This is a genomic window from Streptomyces sp. NBC_01314 (assembly GCF_041435215.1).
Lineage (GTDB): Bacteria > Actinomycetota > Actinomycetes > Streptomycetales > Streptomycetaceae > Streptomyces.
The window spans coordinates 5,696,333-5,718,864 of sequence record NZ_CP108394.1 but is presented as its reverse complement, the minus strand read 5'-3'; the positions used below and the strand labels follow the sequence as shown (position 1 = coordinate 5,718,864).

Sequence of the window (22,532 nt, the reverse complement as noted above, 5' to 3'; positions counted from 1 at the left end):
GAACGACGAGGCGGCCAGGAAGTCCGAACTGGCTCCCCTGGTCCGCGTCGTGGAGTCACTGAACGTGCCCGCATAGGGTGCAGGCGTGGGAGATCTGGAAATTCGCCCGGCGACCGAGGACGACGTCCCGGAGATCGTCGCGATGCTGGCCGACGACCCCTTGGGCGCCCGACGCGAATCGCCGGACGATCTCGCCCCCTACTTCGCAGCGCTGAAACGCCTCAGCGGCGACCCCAACCAGCACGTGGTGGTCGCCACCCGCGAGAACCGCGTCGTCGGCACACTCCAGCTGACGATCATTCCCGGCCTCTCCCGGCGCGGCTCCACCCGCTCGATCATCGAAGGAGTGCGTGTCCATGCCGATGAGCGCGGCAGCGGCCTCGGTACGCGGCTCATCGAGTGGGCGGTCGGCTCATCACGGGACCAGGGCTGCCAGTTGGTGCAGCTGACGTCCGACGTCGAGCGCACCGACGCCCACCGTTTCTACGAGCGGCTCGGCTTCGAGGCCACCCATGTGGGCTTCAAACTGCCGCTCTGAGAAGCGACCCTGGGATGCCGGTGGGTTCCTGTTTCACGTGAAACATCGCAAGCCGGAACTCCACCGGTGCCAGAACCACGCCTACGAGATCCCGCGCCACCCCTCGGGATCCACTCCACCCGGTACCGGAGCGCCCTCGTCGTACGGCTGACGCGTGAACACGAACGACCCGAGGTCCAGATGGCTCACGGTCCCGTCGGTCCTTCGTACGGCCCTCAGGAGCTCTCCGGCGAAGTAGCCGTTGAGCCCGGTCCAACTGCCGTCGTCGTTGGCCCGGAATCGAGCGCCGCGCAAGGTGGCGGAGAGCGGATCCAGCGAGAGCCCGCCGCCGGCGCCGAGACGCAACACGAAGCTGTACGTCCCCCAGTACCAAGGGCCGACCAACTCCAGGACCGAGCGGTCCACCTCGGGCAACGGCCGCCAAGGCTCGGGGATCCGCGGCTCGGCGTCCGCCACGATGCGTACGAGGTCGGCTGCCACCTCCGACACCACCGGCCCGGAGGTGCAGTTGGTCAGCACGACGGCCGCCAGATCGTCCTCGACGCTGAGGGTCATCTGTGCGAGGAAGCCGGGAACCGAACCTCCGTGCCCGACGAGGAACCGGCCGTCCCGGTGGTGGAGCTGCATCCCGAGCCCGTACGCCGAGCCGGCCGACACGTCGGCAGCCTCCCCCGGCGCGGCCGGCGTCCGCATCTCCCGCACGGACTCCACGCTCAGCACCCGGTCGTCCCCGTTTGCCAGGAAGACCGCGAAGCGCGCCAAGTCGGCTGCCGTCGACCAGAGTTGGCCGGCAGGACCCATGCGACCCAAGTCCTCGACCTGCTCCGGCAGCATCACGTCCGCCCAGGGATGCACGGCCCAGCCGCCGGCGTGCGGTGCCTCCGGGTGCCACGTCGTGCGGCGCAGGCCAAGCGGTTCGAGCACCTCGCGCCGCAAGGTGTCCTCCCACGGCGCGCCCCTCAACTGTTCGACAAGCGCGCCGAGGAGCGTGAAGCCCGGGTTGGAGTAGTGGAAGCGGCGGCCAACGGGATGGCGGTGGGGCTGTTCGCCGAGCACATCGGCGAGCTCCGGGCGGAGCGAGCCCGGGGTACGCTCCCACCAGGGCGACGGCGACTCGGCTGCCAGTCCGCCCGTGTGCGCGAGCAGTTCGGCGATGGTCGCCTCCCCCGCGCCGGTACCCGGCAGATGCTTCTCCAGCGGATCACCGAGGTCCAGCACACCCTCGTCACGCAGCCGCAGGACCAGAACCGCGGTGAAGGTCTTGGTGATCGAACCGATCCGGTACTGCACGTTCGCGTCCGGCGCGTGCCCCACCACCGAGGTCCGCGCCCCGTTCCACACCGTCTCCCCGCCCCGGACCACCGCCGCGACCAGCGACGGTGCCCGTCCCTCGGTCTGAGCGACGGCGATGCAGTGCAGCAGAGCCCGGCGTGTGGCGGGAAGCAGATCTTCCTGAGGTGTTGTCATGCGGCCAGTTCACCGGGCCTGACACCATGCGTCGAGCGCATTTCCCGTAGGGTCGCCAATCGCGTGGCATGTCGATCTCAGCTGACCAGCGAATCCTGGGTTGCATCAAGGATGTGATGCGGCTGGAATCTCAGTTCCGTGGCGTTCCTTCGGTTTCCGCGCACTTTGGCGACGTTGCGTAGTCTGCAACGTGTCGGCGCCGACCTGGCGCTATGGGCGGTACCGGTCCGCCCCCTCGGCCGCGCGTCACCGTGAGATGCGGCCTTCAATGCCGTCGAGCAGGAAGTCGAGGCCAATCCGGAAGGTGCGGTCGGCGTCCAGGTGGGCGGCATCGCGCACCACCGTGGCCAGCGCGGGGAATCGGCCGGTGGCGAAGGTCCGCTCCAGATAGGGCCCGAGTGCGGCCTGCCAACGCTTCTCGTCCATCCCTGTGGCCCGCTCGGCACGCCGCTCGGCGACCTCCCGACGCACCGCCCCGATCGCGTACGCGTTGACGGCGGCGACCACCGGCATGATGGCGTCCACGTCGACGCCGCCCAGCGCGGCCACCACGGTCTCCCCACTGGCCAGCGCGTGCGGCCCGAGCTGAGGTCGGCCACCCAGTAGATCGGCGAGCCATTCGTGCTCGTGAGCGGCGTGCCGAGTCGCTTCGGCGAGAGACTGGAGCACCTCCCGCCAGCCGTCTCCGACCGGCCGGATCTCGGCGTGGACAGCGTCGACCATGAGGTCGAGCAACTCCTCCTTGCTCGCGATGTAGCCGTACAGCCGCATCGGACGAACATCCAGCGCGCTGGCGACCTTGCGCAGCGATACCGCGTCCAGACCGTCGGCGTCAGCCAGCTGGATCGCCGCACGCACGATCCGCTCCCGGCTCAAAGGGGCCGGCACGGGTCGATTCGGCGGCTCCGGCCTCTCCCACACCAACATGCCGCTAACCATACATCGCATCGAGCGATACAGTGTATGGGTCCGTACGTCGTATCGAAGGGGAAGGTAACCATGACCATTGCCATCGTCGGAGCGGGCCTCGGCGGCCTGGCTCTCGCCCGTGTGCTGCACGTGAACGGCATGGATTCCGTCGTCTATGAACGTGAATCATCACGCGGTGCGCGCGGTCAGGGCGGCATGCTCGACATCCACTCCGGCCAGCGGGCGCTGCGCGAGGCCGGTCTGATCGACCAGTTCTACGAGATCGCCCGTGGTGAAGGCCAGGACATGCGACTTCTCGAGCCGGATGGCACCCTGCTGCTCCAGGAGGACACGCCCGACGACGCCCCGCTTGAGCGACCCGAGGTCGACCGCGCCGATCTGCGCAATCTGCTGCTGGATTCCCTCCCCGAAGACGTGGTGCGCTGGGGGCACGCGTTCACATCCGCCGACAACAACGGCCTGCTGCACTTCGCCGACGGCAGCAGTGCGACGCATGACCTGATGGTCGGCGCGGACGGCGCCCAGTCCCGGGTCCGCGCGCTGCTCACCGACGCCCGCCCGGCGCATATCGGCCAGAACATCGTCGAGGTCGGCATTCCCGACATCGACCGCACGCACCCCGACCTCGCGGCGATGGTCGGGCGCGGCAATTACTGGGTGCTCGGCAACGGTCTGTCCCTGGCGGCGCAGCGCAACGGCGACGGCCGCGTTCGCATCGGCCTCAGCTTCTACAACACCACCGAGGACTGGTTCGCTACCAGCGGGATCCCGTTCGACGACCCGGCCGGCGCCCGGGCGCGGCTGATCGACCTGCTCCCCGGCTGGGACTCACGGATCACCGCGCTGATCGCGGCCTGCGACGACACGGTCGTGCCGCGGTCGATCACCACTCTCCCGGTCGGCCTGACCTGGCCGTCGACGCCGGGCGTCACGCTGGTCGGGGATGCCGCGCACCTGATGCCGCCGGTGGGAGAGGGCGCCAACATGGCGCTGCTCGACGGCGCCCTGCTCGGTCTCGCGCTGGCCGCGCACCCGGACGACTTTCCGGCCGCCGTCAAAGAATACGAACGCGAAATGTTCGAACGCACCAGCGCTGCCGCCCGGATGTCCGCAGACATGCAGGAATTGCTGACGTCGCCGGACGCCAGCCAGAAGATGCTCGCATTCTTCCAACCTGAAGAAATCTGAGGCCCTACAAGGTCTGTAGGTTCTCACCGTCCGTGACATACGCGTGGTGCTGTGACCTGAAACTTCGAGGACGATGCTGCCGCGAAGTGTCGCACCGCTGCTGTTCCAGGGCCGCCGCCTGGAGCTCAAGGCGGGCCGATGTGCCCGGTACTGCGGGCGAAAAGGTAGTCGGACAGGTCGTCCGCAAGCATGCCGGGTGCTTGTCGGCGAGCACGAGGCGCTGTTCGAGGGCCCTGCGTCCTCGAAGGGCCGGACCAGAATCCCCATCACTGAAAGGTTGAATGGTCCGATCAGGGAGTCGCACAACTTCGGCACAAGTGCCCGTCGTGCCATCGCGACTGAAGCTGTGTCACGAAATCTAGGGCCCTACATTTTCCCGGGTCAGGTCTGCGCCATGTCCACGAACCGCGAGTAATGGCCTTGGAAGGCGACCGTGATCGTGGCCGTCGGACCGTTACGGTGCTTGCCCACGATGATGTCGGCCTCGCCCGCGCGCGGCGACTCCTTCTCGTACGCGTCCTCTCGGTGCAGCAGGATCACCATGTCCGCGTCCTGCTCGATCGATCCCGACTCACGCAGGTCGGAGACCATGGGCTTCTTGTCCGTGCGCTGCTCAGGACCACGGTTGAGCTGCGACAGCGCGATCACCGGCAGCTCCAGCTCCTTGGCCAGCAGCTTCAGGTTTCGCGACATGTCCGAGACTTCCTGCTGGCGGCTCTCGGACCGCTTGCCGCCGGACTGCATGAGCTGCAGGTAGTCGATGATGACGAGCTTCAGGTCGTTGCGCTGTTTCAGGCGTCGGCACTTGGCGCGGATCTCCATCATCGACAGGTTCGGGGAGTCGTCGATGTAGAGCGGCGCTGCCGAGACGTCCGGCATCCGGCGGGCCAGTCGAGTCCAGTCCTCGTCCGTCATCGTGCCGGACCGCATGTGGTGCAGGGCCACGCGTGCCTCGGCCGACAACAGACGCATCGCGATCTCGTTGCGACCCATTTCGAGCGAGAAGATCACACTCGGCATGTTGTGCTTGATCGAACAAGCGCGCGCGAAATCCAGTGCCAGAGTGGACTTACCCATGGCGGGACGGGCCGCGATGATGATCATCTGGCCCGGATGCAGACCGTTGGTGAGCTGGTCGAGGTCGGTAAAGCCGGTCGGCACACCAGTCATCTCCCCCGACCGCGAACCGATCGCCTCGATCTCGTCAAGCGCGCCCTCCATGATGTCGCCGAGCGGCAGATAGTCCTCGGTGGTGCGCTGCTCTGTGACCGCGAAGATCTCAGCCTGAGCTCTGTTGACGATCTCGTCGACGTCGTCGTCGGCCGCATATCCCATCTGGGTGATGCGGGTGCCGGCCTCGACCAGGCGGCGCAGGACGGCGCGCTCGTGGACGATCTCCGCGTAGTACTCGGCGTTCGCCGCCGTCGGCACCGTCTGGACAAGGGTGTGCAGATACGGGGCGCCGCCGACCTTGGTGATCTCGCCGCGTTTGGTGAGCTCGGCGGCGATGGTGATGGGGTCGGCGGGCTCTCCCTTGGCGTAGATGTCGAGGATCGCCTGGTAAATGGTCTCGTGCGCCGGCTTGTAGAAGTCGGGGCCCTTGAGAATCTCGACCACGTCGGCGATGGCGTCCTTGGACAGCAGCATGCCGCCGAGGACTGACTGCTCGGCGTCGAGGTCCTGCGGTGGTACGCGCTCGAAGGCCGAGCCTCCGCCGTCCCACTCCCCGTTGTCCCGGCCGCGGTCGTGCCGCTCGTCTCTGCTCCGGCCTCCGTCGTCCTGACGCCGTCGGGAAGAGGGCAGACGATCACTGGGCCCGCTGTCGGCCCACGGGTCGTCCAAGGGCTCGGAAATGCTCACCGAGCGACCTCCTCCCGTCCGCCGAGCGGACCTCGCCGTGCTTCTCATTTCTACGGCACGACACTGACAAATAAGAGGCCCAACTCCGGTTCTGGCGCGTCGGTTTTGCGAGGTTTCCGCGATCAGCCGAGGAGCGGGCGCCGCACCACCGTAGGCCCGTCGGCACCGTCAGCCAATCTGGTTATCCACAGGGCATGTGGACGACGGCCCAGATGCTGTGGAGAACCCTGCAAAACCTGTGCACGACTCGGTGGACAGGCCTGTGAACAAGACCTCGCCCCGTCCGCCGAATACGCTCTGACCTGCACCTTTATCATCCACTGGCTGTGCAGAAGAAAAACTTTCCCGACCGGATCAAGATCATCACCCTCCCTGCGCAAGAACGCACTCGGCCGAGGGGTGTGTAATAGTCATTAGCGCATTGCATCTCTTACCTGTGGAAGATTGGATTGGTGGTCATGACACAGGCTTCCGCGCCCCCCAGGGCCGCCCGGCGTCGGCATGATCGTGAGATCATCACGCTGGCTGTTCCGGCCTTTGGCGCACTCGTCGCCGAGCCACTCTTCCTGATGGTCGACACGGCCGTCGTCGGCCACCTCGGCACCGCCCAACTGGCCGGTCTCGGCATCGCTTCGGCCCTCCTCGTCACCGCGGTGAGCGTCTTCGTCTTCCTGGCCTACGCCACCACGGCCGCCGTGGCCCGACGCGTCGGAGCCGGAGATCTACGGGCCGCCATCCGCCAAGGCGTGGACGGCATCTGGCTCGCCCTGCTGCTGGGCGCGGTCGTCGTCGCTGTCGTCGTGCCCACGGCGCCCACTCTCGTCACCCTCTTCGGTTCCTCGGACACCGCGGCACCCTATGCCACGACCTATCTGCGGATCTCGGCACTCGGCATTCCGGCCATGCTCGTTGTGCTCGCCGCCACCGGGGTACTGCGCGGCCTCCAGGACACGAAGACGCCTCTGTACGTCGCTGTGGCGGGCTTCGTCGCCAACGGTGCCCTGAACGCAGGCCTTGTCTATGGCGCCGACCTGGGCATCGCTGGATCCGCCTGGGGCACGGTCATCGCCCAGGTCGGCATGGCAGTCGCATACCTCTGGGTCGTGATCCGCGGTGCCCTCAGACACGGCGCCTCGCTGCGGCCGGACGCCGCTGGCATACGCGCCTCGGCTCAAGCAGGGGTGCCCCTGCTGGTCCGCACGGTCTCGCTGCGAGCTGTCCTCATGATCGCCACTGCTGTCGCCGCCCGGCTCGGGGACAAGGACATCGCCGCGCACCAGATCATCCTCGCTCTCTGGAGCCTGCTCGCCTTCGCCCTGGACGCGATCGCCATCGCCGGACAGGCCATCATCGGCCGCTACCTCGGCGCGGGCGATGCCCAAGGAGCTCGCGAAGCCTGCCGCCGTATGGTGCAGTGGGGGATCGCTACAGGTGTCGTACTTGGACTACTGGTGATTCTCGCTCGCCCCGTATTCATCCCGCTCTTCACGGACGACCCGACAGTGCAACAAGCCGCACTCCCTGCTCTTGTCGTGGTGGCGCTCGCCCAGCCGATCTCCGGGATTGTCTTCGTGCTCGACGGTGTACTCATGGGCGCGGGAGACGGTCCCTATCTCGCCCGGGCCATGCTGCTGACCTTGGTGGTCTTCATCCCGGCCGCTCTGCTCGTCCCCACCTTCGGCGGGGGTCTGACCGCCCTCTGGGGCGCCATGACACTGATGATGGCGACGCGCATGCTGACCCTCTGGCTGCGATCCCGTTCCGGCCTCTGGATGGTCACTGGAGCGACGCGCTGAGCATGGACGTGAGCCCGGCGTTGTTTCACGTGAAACATCACCCCGTTCGCTGTGTTTCACGTGAAACAGTCGCTTCGTCGGCATCCTGAGCCGATCGGTACCGGTCGGCAAAGGCCCCGGCAAGCATGTGGGGCCGCACCCTTCACAGGGTGCGGCCCCATACACCGCTTCAGCGAGAGCAACCCTTAGGCCGCGATGACCTCGATGTTGACCTTGGCGGCAACCTCGGGGTGCAGACGCACGGACGTCTCGTGGGCGCCCAGCGTCTTGATCGGAGAAGTCAGCTCGATACGGCGCTTGTCGACCTCGGGACCACCGGAAGCCTTGATCGCCGAAGCGATGTCGGCCGGGGTGACGGAACCGAAGAGACGACCGGCGTCGCCGGAGCGGACAGCCAGACGGACCTTGACGGCCTCAAGCCGGCCCTTGATCTGGTTGGCCTGCTCGATGGTCTGGATCTCGTGGATCTTGCGAGCACGACGGATCTGCTCGACGTCCTTCTCGCCGCCCTTGGTCCAGCGGATCGCGAACTTCCGCGGGATCAGGTAGTTGCGAGCGTAGCCGTCCTTGACGTCGACGACGTCGCCTGCAGCGCCGAGGCCGGAGACCTCGTGGGTAAGGATGATCTTCATTATTCGGTCACCCTTCCTTAGCGCGCGGTGGACGTGTAGGGCAGCAGCGCCATCTCACGGCTGTTCTTGACGGCCGTGGCGACGTCACGCTGGTGCTGCGTGCAGTTGCCGGTCACGCGGCGGGCACGGATCTTGCCACGGTCGGAAATGAACTTCCGCAGCATGTTCGTGTCCTTGTAGTCCACGTACGTGACCTTGTCCTTGCAAAAAGCGCAGACCTTCTTCTTAGGCTTGCGCACAGGCGGCTTCGCCATGGTGTTTCTCCTGTGTGATCAAGAAGTTTGGGGTACGGCCCCGCCCTCGACCTCGAAGACCGGTTGTTCCGGCCTCCGCAGCCTTAGAAGGGGGGCTCGTCCGAGTAGCCGCCACCGCCGCCGGAGCTACCGCCCCAGCCGCCGCCACCGCCCTGGTTACCAGCCTGGTTACCGCCGGCGGGAGCGCCGCTGGCCCACGGGTCGTCGGCGGGAGCGCTGCCGGCCTGCTGGCCGCCACCGGAGCTACCGCCCCAGCCGCCGCCACTCTGGCCGCCACCGTTACCGCCGCCGCCACCGCCGTAACCACCCTGGCCACTGCGGCCACCGCCGGCGGTCTTGGTGACCTTGGCCGTGGCACTGCGCAGGCTGGCGCCGACTTCCTCGACGTCCAGCTCGTAGACCGTGCGCTTGACGCCCTCACGGTCCTCGTAGGACCGCTGCTTCAGTCGGCCCTGCACGATGACGCGCATGCCTCGCTGGAGCGATTCGGCGACGTTCTCCGCCGCCTGACGCCAGACCGAGCACGTCAGGAACAGGCTCTCGCCGTCCTTCCACTCGTTGGTCTGACGGTCGAAGGTGCGGGGGGTGGACGCGACACGGAACTTCGCGACCGCCGCACCGGAAGGGGTGAAGCGCAGCTCGGGGTCGTCGACAAGATTGCCGACGACCGTGATGACGGTCTCGCCTGCCATGGGGGTACCTCTCGGCGGGTTTGCTGCTGGCTGCTTGCTGCTACTCGAATCCCGGGATCAGCTGAGCGGGAGAGCTCAGTGGGTCTCGGGGCGGAGGACCTTGGTCCGGAGGACCGACTCGTTCAGGTTCATCTGGCGGTCGAGCTCCTTGACGACCGCAGGCTCGGCCTGCAGGTCGATGACCGAGTAGATGCCCTCAGGCTTCTTCTTGATCTCGTACGAGAGACGACGACGGCCCCAGGTGTCGACCTTCTCGACCTTTCCGTTGCCCTCACGGACGACGGAGAGGAAGTTCTCGATCAGAGGGGCGACAGCGCGCTCCTCCAGATCGGGGTCGAGGATGACCATCATTTCGTAGTGACGCATGTAGAACCCACCTCCTTTGGACTCAGCGGCCACGGTCGTTCCGTGGCAGGAGGGTCGTGATGCGTACGCAACGGTATCGGCAGCCACTGACAATCGGGGGTCCCCGCTTGGGGATCCCTGTCATGGCCTGGGCAGACACCGGTGCAGACGCTACAGACTACCTGCACCCCCGCTTCCGGTTGAAATCCGGGGGTGGTGACCGTCAATCTGTACACATCGGGTGTGTATGGCGCTACGATGCGCCGCCTTCCGCAGGAGGTGCCCTATGGCACAGACATTGCGACCCAACATCGCCGGCTCTCTGTTCGCCACCGACGACAAGCCTCACCCCGTGCAGGACACCCTGTTGGCCGTGACGCTCGTATTCGGGGCGGTCTCCTTCATCACGGCGATGTTCCACCATCTGCACCTGCTCAGCTCCTGGGCGGGGCTGGTGGGAATTCTGACCGGCGCGTACGGGCAGTTCATCTCGGAGACGACCCGCGAGCGCTTCGGCCTGATCGTGGGTCTCGGTGCCTCGGCCGTCGGCTTCTTCCTCGGCATGGCCCATGGAGGTCTGTTCGGCGGAGTCGTCGGCTGACTCCGTACCCCCGGCCGCACGGGCGGCGGACCGTGTTCCTTGCTGTCCGCCGCCTTACATCGGACCAAGCGCCCGAATAACACCGCCTGACGTCCCGGCCGCATACTGGCCGGGGCCCAGGTTCCATACGGCCAATCGAGGCGCCCGCAGGGCGCAGTAGGCTTCGGCGCGAGAGCCGGAGCCCCTGTACCCATGGGGACACACCAGCCCGAGGAGCGCCCTGAATGAGCCTGACCCTGAGGACGATCAGCCGTGAGCAGCATCTGGCGTACATCCAGAGCCTGCCCGCGGCTAGCCACATGCAGGTCCCGGCCTGGGCCGACGTCAAGGCCGAGTGGCGCTCCGAGAGTCTCGGGTGGTTCGACGACAAGACCAGTGAGATGGTCGGCGCCGGCCTGGTGCTGTACCGCCAGCTGCCCAAGATCAAGCGCTATCTCGCCTATCTGCCCGAGGGTCCGGTCATCAACTGGTTCGCCCCGAACCTCACCGACTGGCTGGAACCGATGCTCGCGCATCTGAAGCAGCAGGGCGCCTTCTCGGTGAAGATGGGGCCGCCGGTGATCATCCGGCGCTGGGAGGCCACGTCCATCAAGGCGGGAATCCAGAACCCGGACGTGAAGCGTCTGCGTGACATCGAGGCCGACTTCATCGAGCCACGCGCCTTCGAGGTCGCCGACAAACTGCGCCGTATGGGCTGGCAACAGGGCGAGGACGGCGGCGCCGGCTTCGGTGACGTGCAGCCTCGTTACGTCTACCAGGTGCCGCTGGCCAACCGCTCTCTGGAAGAGGTTCACCGGAACTTCAACCAGCTGTGGCGCCGCAACATCAAGAAAGCCGAGAAGGCGGGCGTCGAGGTCGTCCAGGGCGGTTACCAGGACCTGGAGGAGTGGCAGCGACTGTACGAGATCACCGCCGTGCGCGACCGCTTCCGACCCCGCCCGCTGTCGTACTTCCACCGTATGTGGACGGCCCTCAACACCGAGGACCCCAACCGTATGCGGCTCTACTTCGCCCGGCACAATGGCGTGAACCTGTCCGCTGCGACCATGCTGGTCGTCGGCGGGCACGTCTGGTACTCCTACGGTGCATCGGACAACATCGGCCGTGAGGTCCGGCCCTCGAACGCGATGCAGTGGCGCATGCTGCGCGACGCCTACGCTCTCGGCGCGACCGTCTACGACCTGCGCGGCATCTCCGACTCGCTGGACGAGACGGATCACCTCTTCGGTCTGATCCAGTTCAAGGTGGGCACGGGCGGACAGGCCGCCGAATACCTCGGTGAGTGGGACTTCCCGCTGAACAAGCTGCTCCACAAGGCACTCGACATCTACATGTCGCGCCGCTGACGCCCCCGTTTTTGCTTCCATACCTCTGATACACCGCAGCCACCAGAAAGGTTCCGGGACTGTCCATGGCGCTCACGCTGTACATCGACACCGCGCGCTGGCGGGCACACCACAAGCATGTTCAGGAGCAGTTCCCGGGACTCGTCCCCGTCTGTAAGGGCAACGGCTACGGCTTCGGGCACGAGAAGCTGGCGGAAGAGGCCACGCGCCTCGGGTCGGACATCCTCGCCGTCGGCACCACGTACGAGGCCGCCCGGATCAAGGACTGGTTCAGCGGCGACCTGCTGGTGCTGACGCCCTACCGGCGCGCCGAGGAGCCGGTACCCCTGCCCGACCGCGTCATCCGCTCCGTGTCGTCGGTCGACGGCGTGTACGGCCTCGTGGGCGCCCGTGTCGTCATCGAGGTCATGTCCTCGATGAAGCGCCACGGAGTGAGCGAGCAGGAGCTGCCCCAGCTCCATGCGGCCATAGAGAACGTGCGCCTGGAGGGCTTCGCCATCCACCTGCCGCTGGACCGCACGGACGGCTCGGACGCCGTCGAGGAGGTCATCGGCTGGATGGACCGCCTGCGTGCGGCCCGCCTGCCGCTGCACACCATGTTCGTCAGCCACCTCAAGTCCGAGGACCTCATCCGCCTCCAGCAGCAGTTCCCGCAGACCCGTTTCCGGGCCCGCATCGGCACGCGGCTGTGGCTGGGCGACCATGAGGCGACCGAGTACCGCGGGGCCGTGCTGGACGTCACCCGCGTCGCCAAGGGCGACCGCTTCGGTTACCGGCAGCAGAAGGCGGCCTCCGACGGCTTCCTGGTGGTCGTGGCGGGCGGTACGTCGCACGGGGTGGGTCTGGAGGCGCCGAAAGCGCTGCACGGCGTCATGCCGCGCGCCAAGGGCGTCGCCCGGGCCGGCCTTGCCACGGTCAACCGGAACCTTTCTCCCTTCGTCTGGGGCGGCAAGCAGCGCTGGTTCGCCGAGCCGCCGCACATGCAGGTGTCGATCCTCTTCGTGCCGTCGGACGCCGCGGAGCCGAAAGTCGGGGAGGAACTGGTGGCCCATCTGCGACACACCACCACGCAGTTCGACCGGATGGTCGACCGCTGACCCCCTCCTTCCCAAGGGGGCGAGGAACGAGTCGCCGGGCGGATCATCCGCAGTGCAACGCGGAAGGCCCTACACGAGGTCTCGTGTAGGGCCTTCCGCGTTACTGCCCGTGCTCTGTTCGCTCAGGGCGAACGGTCTCCGGTTCACGGCTGCCCCATTCCACCTGCGGCCCTTCGAAGTGCATCGCGTGCCGCGGGGGATGGGCCGCCGCGCCGTACACATGAACGTCCTCCGCGCCGTCGAGCACCCCTCCGGAGGGATCGTCGTCACCCGCCCGGCGCACCGTGTCCCGGTCGGGCATGAAGATGTCCCGCACGACGACGACGCACAGGTAGATGGTTCCCAACAGGTGCGCCATGATGGCGAGTTGGTAGCCCTCGACAGGCAGGCCCTTGTGAGCGTCCCCGCTGGTCGTGTACGCGAGATACATCCAGATCCCCAGGAAGTACGCCACTTCGCACGCCTGCCAGATAAGAAAGTCCCGCCATCGGGGCCGGGCCAGCGCGGCGAGGGGTACCAGCCAGAGCACGTACTGCGGCGAGTAGACCTTGTTGGTGAGGATGAAGGCCGCGACGATCAGGAAGGCGAGCTGCGCGAAGCGTGGGCGGCGCGGTGCGGTCAGCGTGAGCGCGGCGATGCCCCCGCAGACGAGCACCATCGAGACCATCGCGTATGCGTTCGCCGTCTCTGCCGTGATCTGGATGTTCATCCGTTGCGAGACAACGAGGAAGAAGGAGCCGAAGTCGACGCCGCGTTCCTGGCTGAAGCGATAGAACTTCGCCCATCCGTCGGGTGCCAGGAGCATCACCGGGATGTTCACCGCGACCCAGGCCCCGACGGCGCCGAGCAGCGCGGTCACGAACGCGCGCCACTTGCCGGCCCGCCAGCACAGCACGAAGAGCGGTCCCAGCACCAGGAACGGGTAGAACTTGGCGGCTGTGGCGAGGCCGATCAGCACACCGAAGGCGAGAGGCCGCCCGCGTGACCACATCAGCATCGCGGCGGCCAGCAGGGCCACAGCGAGCAGGTCCCAGTTGATGGTGGCGGTCAGTGCGAAAGCGGGCGCCAGGGCCACCAGAAGGCCGTCCCAGGGGCGCCGACGGTGAATGCGTGCGCAGCAGACGGCGATGACCGCCGCGCACGCCATCAGCATCCCGGCGTTGACCATCCAGTACCACTGCTCTTGTTTTTGGATGGTGCCGCTGCCCGGGGTGAGCCAGGCGGCGACCTCCATGAACACACCGGTCAGCACCGGGTACTCGAGGTACTCCATGTCGCCGGGGATCTTGTCGAAGTACGGCACGAGCCCATCGGCAAAGCCACGCCCCTGATAGAGGTGCGGGATGTCCGAGTAGCAGGCGTGCGTGTATTGGGAGCTGGCCCCGAAGAACCAGGCGCCGTCGTAGCAGGGCAGCTTCTGCACCATGCCGAGCGCGAACATGCCGATCGCCACGAGCGCGACGACCCGTACCGGTGTCCACCAGGACGTGCCGAGCAGTGCCCGACGCCCGATCGGGCCGCCGATCAGCTCGCTGCCGGTCGAAGCGACCTCGTCCTCCTTGGTCGGCCGCACGGGCTCCGGCTCGTCCACGCTCACTCGCGTCGTCTCTGCACTGGGCATGCCGCACATCCTGCCGTACGCGCCTGGGGATACGCCGAGGACCACCGCATCCCGTCGTGTGCGACAGCCCATGTTTCACGTGAAACATGGGCTGATCGCCCTGCCCTGGTCTCTCGGGAACACGGCAAGGGCCACCGCACCTGATCGGTGCGGTGGCCCTTGTTTCACGTGAAACACATCCTGCCGGGCAGGGAGCTACCCTGAAGAGCCTCCGAAGAGCCCTCCGTTCTGATTCCCTCTCGAATCGTCCTCCGACTCCGTCGGGGTCGCGGTCACCCCACCAACGGTTCCACCGGTATCCGTACCGCCTGTGTTCGTCTCGCCCGTGTCCTCACAGGTTGGGTCGAACGGGTTTCTGCAGGTCTCGCTGGGCGTCGGCGACGGCAGGATCTCGCTCTCGGTCGGCGTCGGGCTCGGCTCGTCGGGGATCTCCTCCTCGGACTCGGTCGGCGTCGGGGTGGGCGTCGGGTCCGGGTCGTCGTTCACGATCACACCGATCGGCTGGGGCTCCGGGAAGTCCACCGCCGGCTCATTCTTGAGCGCGTCCTCCATGTAGTCGTGCCAGATCTCGGCCGGGAACGAGGCACCGTGGATCGTCTCCTGGCCACCCGTGCCATACATCTCCAAGAACGTGCGGTTCTTGTTCGACTCGTCGTCGTCCATGCGGTACATGCTGATCGCGGTCGACAACTGCGGGGTGTACCCGACGAACCAGGCCGACTTGTTGCCGTCGGTGGTACCGGTCTTGCCCGCCACCTCACGGCCGGTCAGCTGGGCCGACGTACCGGTTCCCTCGTCGACGACGGTCTTGAGTACGTCGGTGACGTTGTCAGCGACCTCCGACGTGAAGGCCCGCTTGGGATCGGCGATCTCGTCGTGGTCGAAGCTCGTCAGACCTTCATACTCGACCGTCTTCACCGAGAACGGGTCGTTCTGCTTGCCGCTGGCGGCGAAGGTCGCGTAAGAGCCCGCCATACGAATCGCGCTGGGATCGGAGATACCGATCGAGAAGGACGGGAAGCTCGTGCCAGCGAGGCTGCTCTCCTTGAGGCCTGCCTCGACGGCCGCTTCCTTCACCCGGTCCAGACCGACGTCCATGCCCAGCTGCACGAAGGCCGAGTTAGCCGAGATCCGCATCGCCTCACGGAGGTCGATCTGGTACTTCGGCGCGCTGCCATACGACGCGTCATCGTCGTTCGCCTGCAGCCACTCCTCACCCTTCTCATTGGTCCAGACCTGGCCGTCGTAGTCCTTGATCTTAAGGTTGTTCTTGCCGCTGTAAAGGCTCTTCGGGGAGACGATGGTGCGCTCGTCCTGCGCCTGATCCCCATCGAGTTCTGGGTCGCGCTTGCCCCAGGTCATGGCCGCCGCCAGGACATACGCCTTCATCGTCGAACCGATCTGCGCACCGGTGACGTCAGCGTTGTTGGTGAAGTGCTTGGTGGCGTCCACACCGCCGTAGATCGCCTCGATGGCACCCGACTTCGGATTCACCGACGCACCGCCGAACTGCACATGGGTGTCGGTCTTCGGGCGCAGGTCGGGCTTGATGTTCTCCTTGCGGACCTTCGCCACGGCCTTCTCGAGTTCCTTGACCTTGTTCTTGTCGAAGGTCGTGTGGATCTCGTAGCCGCCCTGTTCGAGCTTCTTCTGACTGATGTCCGTGTTGTTGAGGATATAACCCTTGGCCGTGTCGACGAGGTAGCCGATCTGACCCCCCAACTGGGCGTTGGACCGCGGGCTCTGGATCTTGGGGAAATCGGGGTACTTGGCCCGGTCGGCCGCGGACAGGTGCTTGTCCTTGACCATCTCGTCCAGGATCCAGCGCCAGCGCTCCGAGGCCCGCTTGCGGTTGTTCTCCGGCGAGGCGGCCGGGTCGATCGACGGCGCGCCGGCCGGATCGTAGTACGTGGCGCCCTTGAGGACCGCGGCGAGGAAGGCACACTGGCTCGGATTGAGCTTGTCGGCGTCCTCGCCGAAGTACGTGCGGGCGGCCGCCTGAATGCCGTACGCACCACGTCCGTAGTACGCGGTGTTCAGGTACCCCCGCATGATGTCTTCCTTCTCGACCGAGGTGCCCACCTTGACCGAGATGAAGAGTTCCTTGACCTTCCGCGACAGGGTCTGCGACTGATCGTCGAGCATGGCGTTCTTCACGTACTGCTGGGTGATGGTCGACCCACCCTGTGTCTGACCACCCTTGGCCATGTTGACAACAGCTCGGGCGATACCCATCGGGTCGACGCCGCTGTCCGTCTCGAACGTCTTGTTCTCGGCCGACATGACGGCGTAGCGCATCGCCTTGGGGATCTTCTCGTACGCGATGATCTGGCGGTTGACCTCACCGCCCGTCGCGACCATCTGAGTGCCGTCAGACCAGTAGTAGACGTTGTTCTGCGCCGTCGCGGCCTCGGCCGGGTCGGGAACCGCCACGACCGCGTATCCGATGCCGGCCGCCGCCACCAGGCTTCCGAAGAACCCGATGAACAGCCCTGTCACCTGACGCCACGACGGAACCCAGCGCATCGCCCCGTACTTTCCCGCGCGTGGGTAGTCGATAAAGCGCTTCTTTCCGGGTGGCGCCGCGCGTCCACGGCCTCGGCCTGGTGCACGCCCTGCGGGTTCGACGGCTCTACGGCGGCCGCCGACGCCGAGGTCGGTGCTTCTCTGCGACGCTCGTCGAGTCGCGGCACGGCCCTCGAACTGGGTCTCCTCACCTCCCGCGCCATAGGTGTCGGAAAGTGACCCGGTGGCGCCCCGCGGTGCCGCGCGGCGGCCGGCGGACGCCGACTGGCCGCGTCGGGCCGCGGCACGTCCGCCTCCCTGCGGCTGCGGCGGTTTGCGACGGTGCTCGCTCATCGAACGACTACTCCTCGGGCAGGCGCACCCGTGCGCGCCTGGAAACGGCGGCTGGTTTCCTGTCCCCCCGAAGTACGGATGCGGTCCTGTTGGCATTCATCCGTACCGCACCCAGGACGACGACGTGCTCAAACGTCACTCGGCTCCCAGTGGTGTGCATGCCGCACAGACTACGCACCGCCAAAACCCACTGAGCACCGAACTTCACCCCAAATCAGGCAACTTGCTTCCTACTAATCAGTGATGTGACTCCGTTCACCGGATCCCCACTTGTCGCATCCGTAGGGGCGTTCTATCGTCTGGATGTATCGAGTCGATACATCAGCTCGGCATAAAACGTGTCGGCAGGGCCAGCGGGAGAGGGGAGGCGACGATGAGCCGGCGCTCCGGGATACTCGAGTTCGCTGTCCTCGGCCTGCTCCGCGAAGCCCCGATGCACGGCTATGAGCTGCGCAAACGACTCAACACGTCGTTGGGTGTGTTCCGTGCGTTCAGCTACGGGACGCTCTACCCCTGCCTCAAGACGCTGGTCGCCAACGGCTGGTTGATCGAGGAATCGGGTGGTACCCCGGAAGATGCTGCCGCCGCCCCCCTCACGGGCCGCCGCGCCAAGATCGTCTACCGGTTGACGGCGGAAGGTAAGGAGCACTTCGAGGAGCTGCTCTCGCAGACGGGTCCCGACGCCTACGAGGACGAGCACTTCGCTGCTCGCTTCGCGTTCTTCGGGCAGACCTCCCGTGATGTGCGCATGCGCGTCCTGGAGGGCCGTCGCAGCCGTTTGGAGGAACGGCTGGAGAAGATGCGTGCCTCTCTGGCGCGCACTCGCGAGCGCCTCGACGACTACACACTCGAGCTCCAGCGCCACGGGATGGAGTCCGTGGAGCGCGAAGTGCGCTGGCTGAATGAGCTCATCGAGAGCGAGCGGGCAGGCCGGGACCTGAAGGGGCCCGCCCTCGGAGAACCCGCTCGCGACACCACAGAGGGAGCGTCGGGCGCTCTGCCCCGGCCCGGGGATACCCCCGGGCCGGATGCGCCCGGCGACACCACCACGTGAGGTCCCTGCCAGGACCTCACTCGTACACACAGGGAGCAACCGGAATGGGTTCGGTTCGCGTAGCCGTCGTCGGTGTGGGCAACTGCGCCGCGTCGCTGGTGCAGGGAGTCGAGTACTACAAGGACGCCGACCCGGCGTCGAGGGTCCCGGGCCTCATGCACGTGCGGTTCGGTGACTACCACGTCCGTGACGTGGAGTTCGTCGCCGCCTTCGATGTCGACGCCAAGAAGGTCGGCCTCGACCTCGCGGACGCCATCGGCGCCTCCGAGAACAACACCATCAAGATCTGTGACGTGCCCGCCACCGGTGTGACCGTGCAGCGCGGCCACACCCTCGACGGCCTCGGCAAGTACTACCGCGAGACCATCGAGGAGTCCGCCGACAGCCCGGTCGACGTGGTCCAGGTCCTCAAGGACAAGCAGGTCGACGTCCTCGTCTGCTACCTGCCCGTCGGGTCCGAGGCGGCGGCTAAGTTCTACGCCCAGTGCGCCATCGACGCCAAGGTCGCCTTCGTCAACGCCCTTCCGGTCTTCATCGCCGGCACCAAGGAGTGGGCGGACAAGTTCGTCGAGGCGGGCGTCCCGATCGTCGGTGACGACATCAAGTCACAGGTCGGTGCCACCATCACGCACCGCGTCATGGCGAAGCTGTTCGAGGACCGCGGCGTGGTCCTGGACCGCACGATGCAGCTGAACGTCGGCGGCAACATGGACTTCAAGAACATGCTCGAGCGCGAACGCCTGGAGTCCAAGAAGATCTCGAAGACGCAGGCTGTCACCTCCCAGATCCGTGACCGCGAACTCGGCGCCGACAATGTCCACATCGGCCCGTCCGACTACGTGGCCTGGCTCGACGACCGTAAGTGGGCGTACGTCCGTCTTGAGGGCCGCGCGTTCGGTGACGTCCCCCTGAACCTGGAGTACAAGCTCGAGGTCTGGGACTCCCCGAACTCCGCCGGTGTCATCATCGACGCCGTGCGCGCCGCGAAGATCGCCAAGGACCGCGGCATCGGCGGCCCGATCCTGTCGGCGTCCTCGTACTTCATGAAGTCCCCGCCGGTGCAGTACTTCGACGACGAGGCCCGAGAGAACGTCGAGAAGTTCATCAAGGGCGAGGTCGAGCGCTGACCAGGCGTTCGTAGTGGGCTGTTGAGGGTCCCCGGGTCACGCGACCGGGGACCCTCCCCGTATGTGAGGCTGTGCCCCATGTCCGTCGTCCGCGACCTGCGCGTCCTGCTCCGCCTTCGGGACTTCCGGCATTTGCTGGCAGTCCGACTGCTGTCCCAGGGAGCCGACGGCGTCTATCAGGTCGCGCTCGCCGCGTACGTCGTCTTCTCCCCCGAAAAGCAGACCTCGGCGGCCGCCATCGCCTCCGCCATGGCGGTCCTGCTCCTGCCGTACTCCCTCGTCGGCCCCTTCGCGGGCGTCCTGCTGGACCGCTGGCGACGTCGACAGGTGCTGCTGTACGGAAACCTGTTGCGCGCCCTACTGGCGTCCGTGACAGCCGTCCTGATCCTGAGCCACGTGCCCGACTGGCTCTTCTATGTCTCCGCTCTGTGCGTCACCGCGGTCAACCGCTTCGTGTTGGCCGGACTCTCCGCCGCGCTGCCCCGTGTGGTGGACGCCGACCGTCTGGTGGTCGCCAACTCGCTCTCGCCGACAGCCGGAACGCTCGCGGCGACCGCCGGCGGGGGACTCGCTTTCGTCGTTCGGCTGGCGGCCTCGGACTCCGACGCGCTGGTCGTCCTCCTCGGCTCGGCCCTGTATCTGTGCGCGGCCCTGGCCTCACTGCGTATCGCCCGGGAACTGCTCGGCCCAGAAACGGATTTGCTGCAGCCTCGGCTGGGTGCGGCGCTCGCCGGGACCGCACGGGGCCTGGCAGCAGGCGTACGACATCTTGCCGAACCGGGGCGGCGGGCTGCTGCCTGGGCCTTGGCCTCGATGACGCTGATGCGGTTCTGCTACGGCGCCCTGACGGTCATGGTGCTCATGCTCTGCCGATACGCTTGGTCGTCCGATGGTTCCGGGGCGTCCGACTCCGAGCAGGGGTTGGCCCTCCTCGGTCTCGCCGTGGGGATCTCGGGAGCGGGATTCTTCACCGCGGCGGTGATCACGCCCTGGGCAGCCGGACGATTGGGGCCCGGCCTCTGGATCGTCACCTGCTCCGCTGCCGCCACCGTGCTGGAACCGGCCCTCGGCCTGCCGTTCACGGAAGTGCCCATACTGATCGCGGCGTTCGTCCTGGGTCTGGTCACACAGGGAGCGAAAATCTCCACGGACACGATCGTCCAGTCCTCTGTCGACGATGGCTACCGGGGCCGGATCTTCTCCCTCTATGACGTCCTGTTCAACGTCGCCTTCGTCGGCGCCGCCGCCGTGGCCGCCCTGATGCTCCCTCCGGACGGTCGCTCGCCCGCTCTGGTGATCACCGTGGCCGTGATCTATGGAGTGATCGCTTCAGCCATGGCCCGCTTCGGGGTAACCAGGCGGCGCTGATGCGGGAGCGGCGATGTTTCACGTGAAACATCGCCGCTCGTACCCGCGCCTCCCCCTGTCGACTCCGCGACACGACAGCGGCGCGGTGCGATGTTTCACGTGAAACATCGCACCGCGCTGTCATCCTCCGCAGTCGGCGGAGGATCTGTCGTCACGAAACCTGCGACGTCTGGGCCCACCACTCCTTGAGTGCTGTCACCGCCTCATCGTGTTCCATCGGCCCGTTCTCCAATCGCAGCTCCAGCAGGAACTTGTACGCCTGCCCGATCGCCGGCCCGGGTGCGACGCCCAGGATCTCCATGATCTGGTTGCCGTCGAGGTCCGGGCGGATGGCGTCCAGTTCCTCCTGCTCCTGGAGCTGGGCGATGCGCTCCTCCAGACCGTCGTACGCGCGAGACAGAGCGTTCGCCTTGCGCTTGTTCCGTGTCGTGCAGTCGGAGCGGGTCAGCTTGTGCAGCCGCGCAAGGAGTGGGCCGGCGTCGCGCACGTAGCGGCGGACGGCGGAGTCCGTCCACTCACCCATGCCGTACCCGTGGAAGCGCAGGTGCAGTTCGACCAGGCGCGAGACATCCTTGACGAGTTCGTTGGAGTACTTGAGGGCAGCCATGCGCTTCTTGGTCATCTTGGCGCCCACCACCTCGTGGTGGTGGAAGGAGACCCTGCCGTCCTTCTCGAACCGACGAGTGCGGGGCTTGCCAATGTCGTGCAGCAAAGCGGCAAGTCGCAGGGTGAGGTCCGGTCCGCCGTCCTCAAGCGCGATCGCCTGCTCCAGGACGATCAGTGTGTGGTCGTAGACGTCCTTGTGCCGATGGTGCTCGTCTCGTTCCAGCCGCAACGCCGGCAGCTCGGGCAGGACGTGCTCGGCGAGCCCGGTGTCGACCAGCAGGCTCAGGCCCTCTCGGGGGTGGGCGGACAGGATCAGTTTGTTCAACTCGTCCCGTACCCGCTCCGCCGAGACAATCTCAAGACGGCCGGCCATGTCAGTCATCGCCGAGACGACCTCGGGGGCCACCTCGAAGTCCAGCTGAGCGGCGAAACGCGCGGCCCGCATCATGCGCAGCGGATCGTCGGAGAAGGAGTCCTCAGGGGTGCCGGGCGTACGCAGAATGCGTGCCGAGAGGTCTTCGAGCCCGCCATGGGGGTCGATGAACTCCTTCTCGGGGAGGGCCACCGCCATCGCGTTCACGGTGAAGTCGCGGCGTACGAGATCTTCCTCGATCGAGTCGCCGTACGACACCTCGGGCTTGCGTGAGGTCCGGTCGTACGCCTCGGAGCGGTAGGTCGTGACCTCGATCTGGTAGCCGTCCTTCTGCGCCCCCACCGTGCCGAAGGCGATCCCGACCTCCCAGACGGCATCGGCCCAGGGGCGCACGATCTTCAGCACGTCCTCGGGGCGGGCGTCCGTCGTGAAGTCCAGATCGTTACCGAGCCGGCCGAGCAGCGCGTCCCTGACCGAACCGCCGACCAGGGCGAGCGAGAACCCGGCCTTCTGGAATCGGCGGGCGAGGTCGTCGGCGACCGGCGACACCCGCAGCAGTTCACTCACCGCGCGGCGCTGCACCTGGCTCAGGGCACTGATGTCTTCGTTGGCGTTCGGCACAACAGAAAAGGGTACGTGGCGCCGGTGGCAGCGGTCGCCTCCATTGAACGGGCACAAGGCTTAGCGCAGGGGGACCCCCTCGCCGACCTCATTGATACGTGCACATAAGGGGACAGTCCGGCCTCGCCCCCGATCTTGTGGAGCGGACCGCGGCACT

General features: G+C 66.7%; 19 protein-coding genes. 9 read left to right on the top strand and 10 right to left on the bottom strand.

What is annotated here, in order from left to right:
- Positions 1-85: 85 nt before the first annotated feature.
- A complete protein-coding gene (locus tag OG622_RS25070; RefSeq protein ID WP_371578877.1) occupies positions 86-538 on the top strand; it encodes an N-acetyltransferase family protein in 453 nt (150 codons plus the stop codon).
- A gap of 81 nt (positions 539-619) precedes the next feature.
- Here the strand turns inward: OG622_RS25070 and OG622_RS25065 are convergent, their stop codons facing one another.
- Positions 620-2,005, bottom strand: coding sequence for a serine hydrolase domain-containing protein (locus OG622_RS25065; RefSeq protein WP_371578876.1), 1,386 nt, complete (start codon positions 2,003-2,005; stop codon positions 620-622).
- 246 nt (positions 2,006-2,251) lie between these two features.
- Entirely contained in the window at positions 2,252-2,932 is a 681-nt protein-coding gene (locus OG622_RS25060) for a TetR/AcrR family transcriptional regulator (RefSeq protein WP_371578875.1), read from the bottom strand.
- 72 nt (positions 2,933-3,004) lie between these two features.
- On the opposite strand from OG622_RS25060, the gene OG622_RS25055 reads away from it, so the two are divergent.
- Entirely contained in the window at positions 3,005-4,123 is a 1,119-nt protein-coding gene (locus OG622_RS25055) for an FAD-dependent oxidoreductase (protein WP_371578874.1), read from the top strand.
- 381 nt (positions 4,124-4,504) lie between these two features.
- Here OG622_RS25055 and dnaB read toward each other — a convergent pair whose 3' ends face one another.
- On the bottom strand, positions 4,505-5,983 hold the full coding sequence (dnaB, locus tag OG622_RS25050) for a replicative DNA helicase (protein WP_371578873.1): 1,479 nt from the start codon (positions 5,981-5,983) through the stop codon (positions 4,505-4,507).
- 449 nt (positions 5,984-6,432) lie between these two features.
- On the opposite strand from dnaB, the gene OG622_RS25045 reads away from it, so the two are divergent.
- A complete protein-coding gene (locus OG622_RS25045; protein ID WP_371578872.1) occupies positions 6,433-7,779 on the top strand; it encodes an MATE family efflux transporter in 1,347 nt (448 codons plus the stop codon).
- Between the two features lie 185 nt (positions 7,780-7,964).
- On the opposite strand, the gene rplI is transcribed toward OG622_RS25045, so the two are convergent.
- From rplI to rpsF, 4 genes are all read right to left on the bottom strand, one after another.
- Entirely contained in the window at positions 7,965-8,411 is a 447-nt protein-coding gene (gene rplI, locus OG622_RS25040) for a 50S ribosomal protein L9 (protein WP_371578871.1), read from the bottom strand.
- Between the two features lie 17 nt (positions 8,412-8,428).
- Positions 8,429-8,665, bottom strand: coding sequence for a 30S ribosomal protein S18 (gene rpsR, locus OG622_RS25035; RefSeq protein ID WP_003949403.1), 237 nt, complete (start codon positions 8,663-8,665; stop codon positions 8,429-8,431).
- Between the two features lie 83 nt (positions 8,666-8,748).
- Entirely contained in the window at positions 8,749-9,357 is a 609-nt protein-coding gene (locus OG622_RS25030; protein ID WP_371578870.1) for a single-stranded DNA-binding protein, read from the bottom strand.
- A 75-nt stretch (positions 9,358-9,432) separates the two neighbouring features.
- On the bottom strand, positions 9,433-9,723 hold the full coding sequence (rpsF, locus tag OG622_RS25025; protein WP_055610618.1) for a 30S ribosomal protein S6: 291 nt from the start codon (positions 9,721-9,723) through the stop codon (positions 9,433-9,435).
- Positions 9,724-9,988: 265 nt separating this feature from the next.
- Here rpsF and OG622_RS25020 point away from each other — a divergent pair, with 265 nt between their 5' ends.
- The 3 genes from OG622_RS25020 to OG622_RS25010 all read left to right on the top strand — a co-directional run bounded on the left by OG622_RS25020 (position 9,989) and on the right by OG622_RS25010 (position 12,746).
- Positions 9,989-10,303: a hypothetical protein gene (locus tag OG622_RS25020; RefSeq protein ID WP_371578869.1), complete on the top strand. Its 315-nt coding sequence runs from the start codon at positions 9,989-9,991 to the stop codon at positions 10,301-10,303.
- Positions 10,304-10,527: 224 nt separating this feature from the next.
- Positions 10,528-11,649, top strand: coding sequence for a peptidoglycan bridge formation glycyltransferase FemX (gene femX / locus OG622_RS25015; protein WP_371578868.1), 1,122 nt, complete (start codon positions 10,528-10,530; stop codon positions 11,647-11,649).
- 65 nt (positions 11,650-11,714) lie between these two features.
- The gene (locus OG622_RS25010) at positions 11,715-12,746 is read left to right on the top strand and encodes an alanine racemase (RefSeq protein ID WP_371578867.1); all 1,032 of its coding nucleotides are present in this window, start codon (positions 11,715-11,717) and stop codon (positions 12,744-12,746) included.
- A gap of 100 nt (positions 12,747-12,846) precedes the next feature.
- Here OG622_RS25010 and OG622_RS25005 read toward each other — a convergent pair whose 3' ends face one another.
- Positions 12,847-14,376 (bottom strand): glycosyltransferase family 87 protein, encoded by a 1,530-nt coding sequence (locus OG622_RS25005; protein ID WP_371578865.1) that lies wholly within the window; start codon positions 14,374-14,376, stop codon positions 12,847-12,849.
- Positions 14,377-14,562: 186 nt separating this feature from the next.
- Positions 14,563-17,226, bottom strand: coding sequence for a transglycosylase domain-containing protein (locus OG622_RS25000; RefSeq protein WP_371578864.1), 2,664 nt, complete (start codon positions 17,224-17,226; stop codon positions 14,563-14,565).
- A gap of 373 nt (positions 17,227-17,599) precedes the next feature.
- Here OG622_RS25000 and OG622_RS24995 point away from each other — a divergent pair, with 373 nt between their 5' ends.
- The 3 genes from OG622_RS24995 to OG622_RS24985 all read left to right on the top strand — a co-directional run bounded on the left by OG622_RS24995 (position 17,600) and on the right by OG622_RS24985 (position 20,775).
- On the top strand, positions 17,600-18,280 hold the full coding sequence (locus tag OG622_RS24995) for a PadR family transcriptional regulator (protein WP_371578863.1): 681 nt from the start codon (positions 17,600-17,602) through the stop codon (positions 18,278-18,280).
- 44 nt (positions 18,281-18,324) lie between these two features.
- Positions 18,325-19,407 carry an inositol-3-phosphate synthase gene (locus OG622_RS24990; RefSeq protein ID WP_371578862.1) on the top strand — a complete coding sequence of 361 codons (1,083 nt, stop codon included), beginning with the start codon at positions 18,325-18,327 and terminating at the stop codon, positions 19,405-19,407.
- A 78-nt stretch (positions 19,408-19,485) separates the two neighbouring features.
- Complete coding sequence (locus tag OG622_RS24985) at positions 19,486-20,775, top strand: MFS transporter (protein ID WP_371578861.1); 1,290 nt, start codon at positions 19,486-19,488, stop codon at positions 20,773-20,775.
- 151 nt (positions 20,776-20,926) lie between these two features.
- Here the strand turns inward: OG622_RS24985 and OG622_RS24980 are convergent, their stop codons facing one another.
- Positions 20,927-22,375, bottom strand: a complete 1,449-nt coding sequence (locus tag OG622_RS24980; protein ID WP_371578860.1) for a CCA tRNA nucleotidyltransferase — start codon at positions 22,373-22,375, stop codon at positions 20,927-20,929.
- Positions 22,376-22,532: the final 157 nt, after the last annotated feature.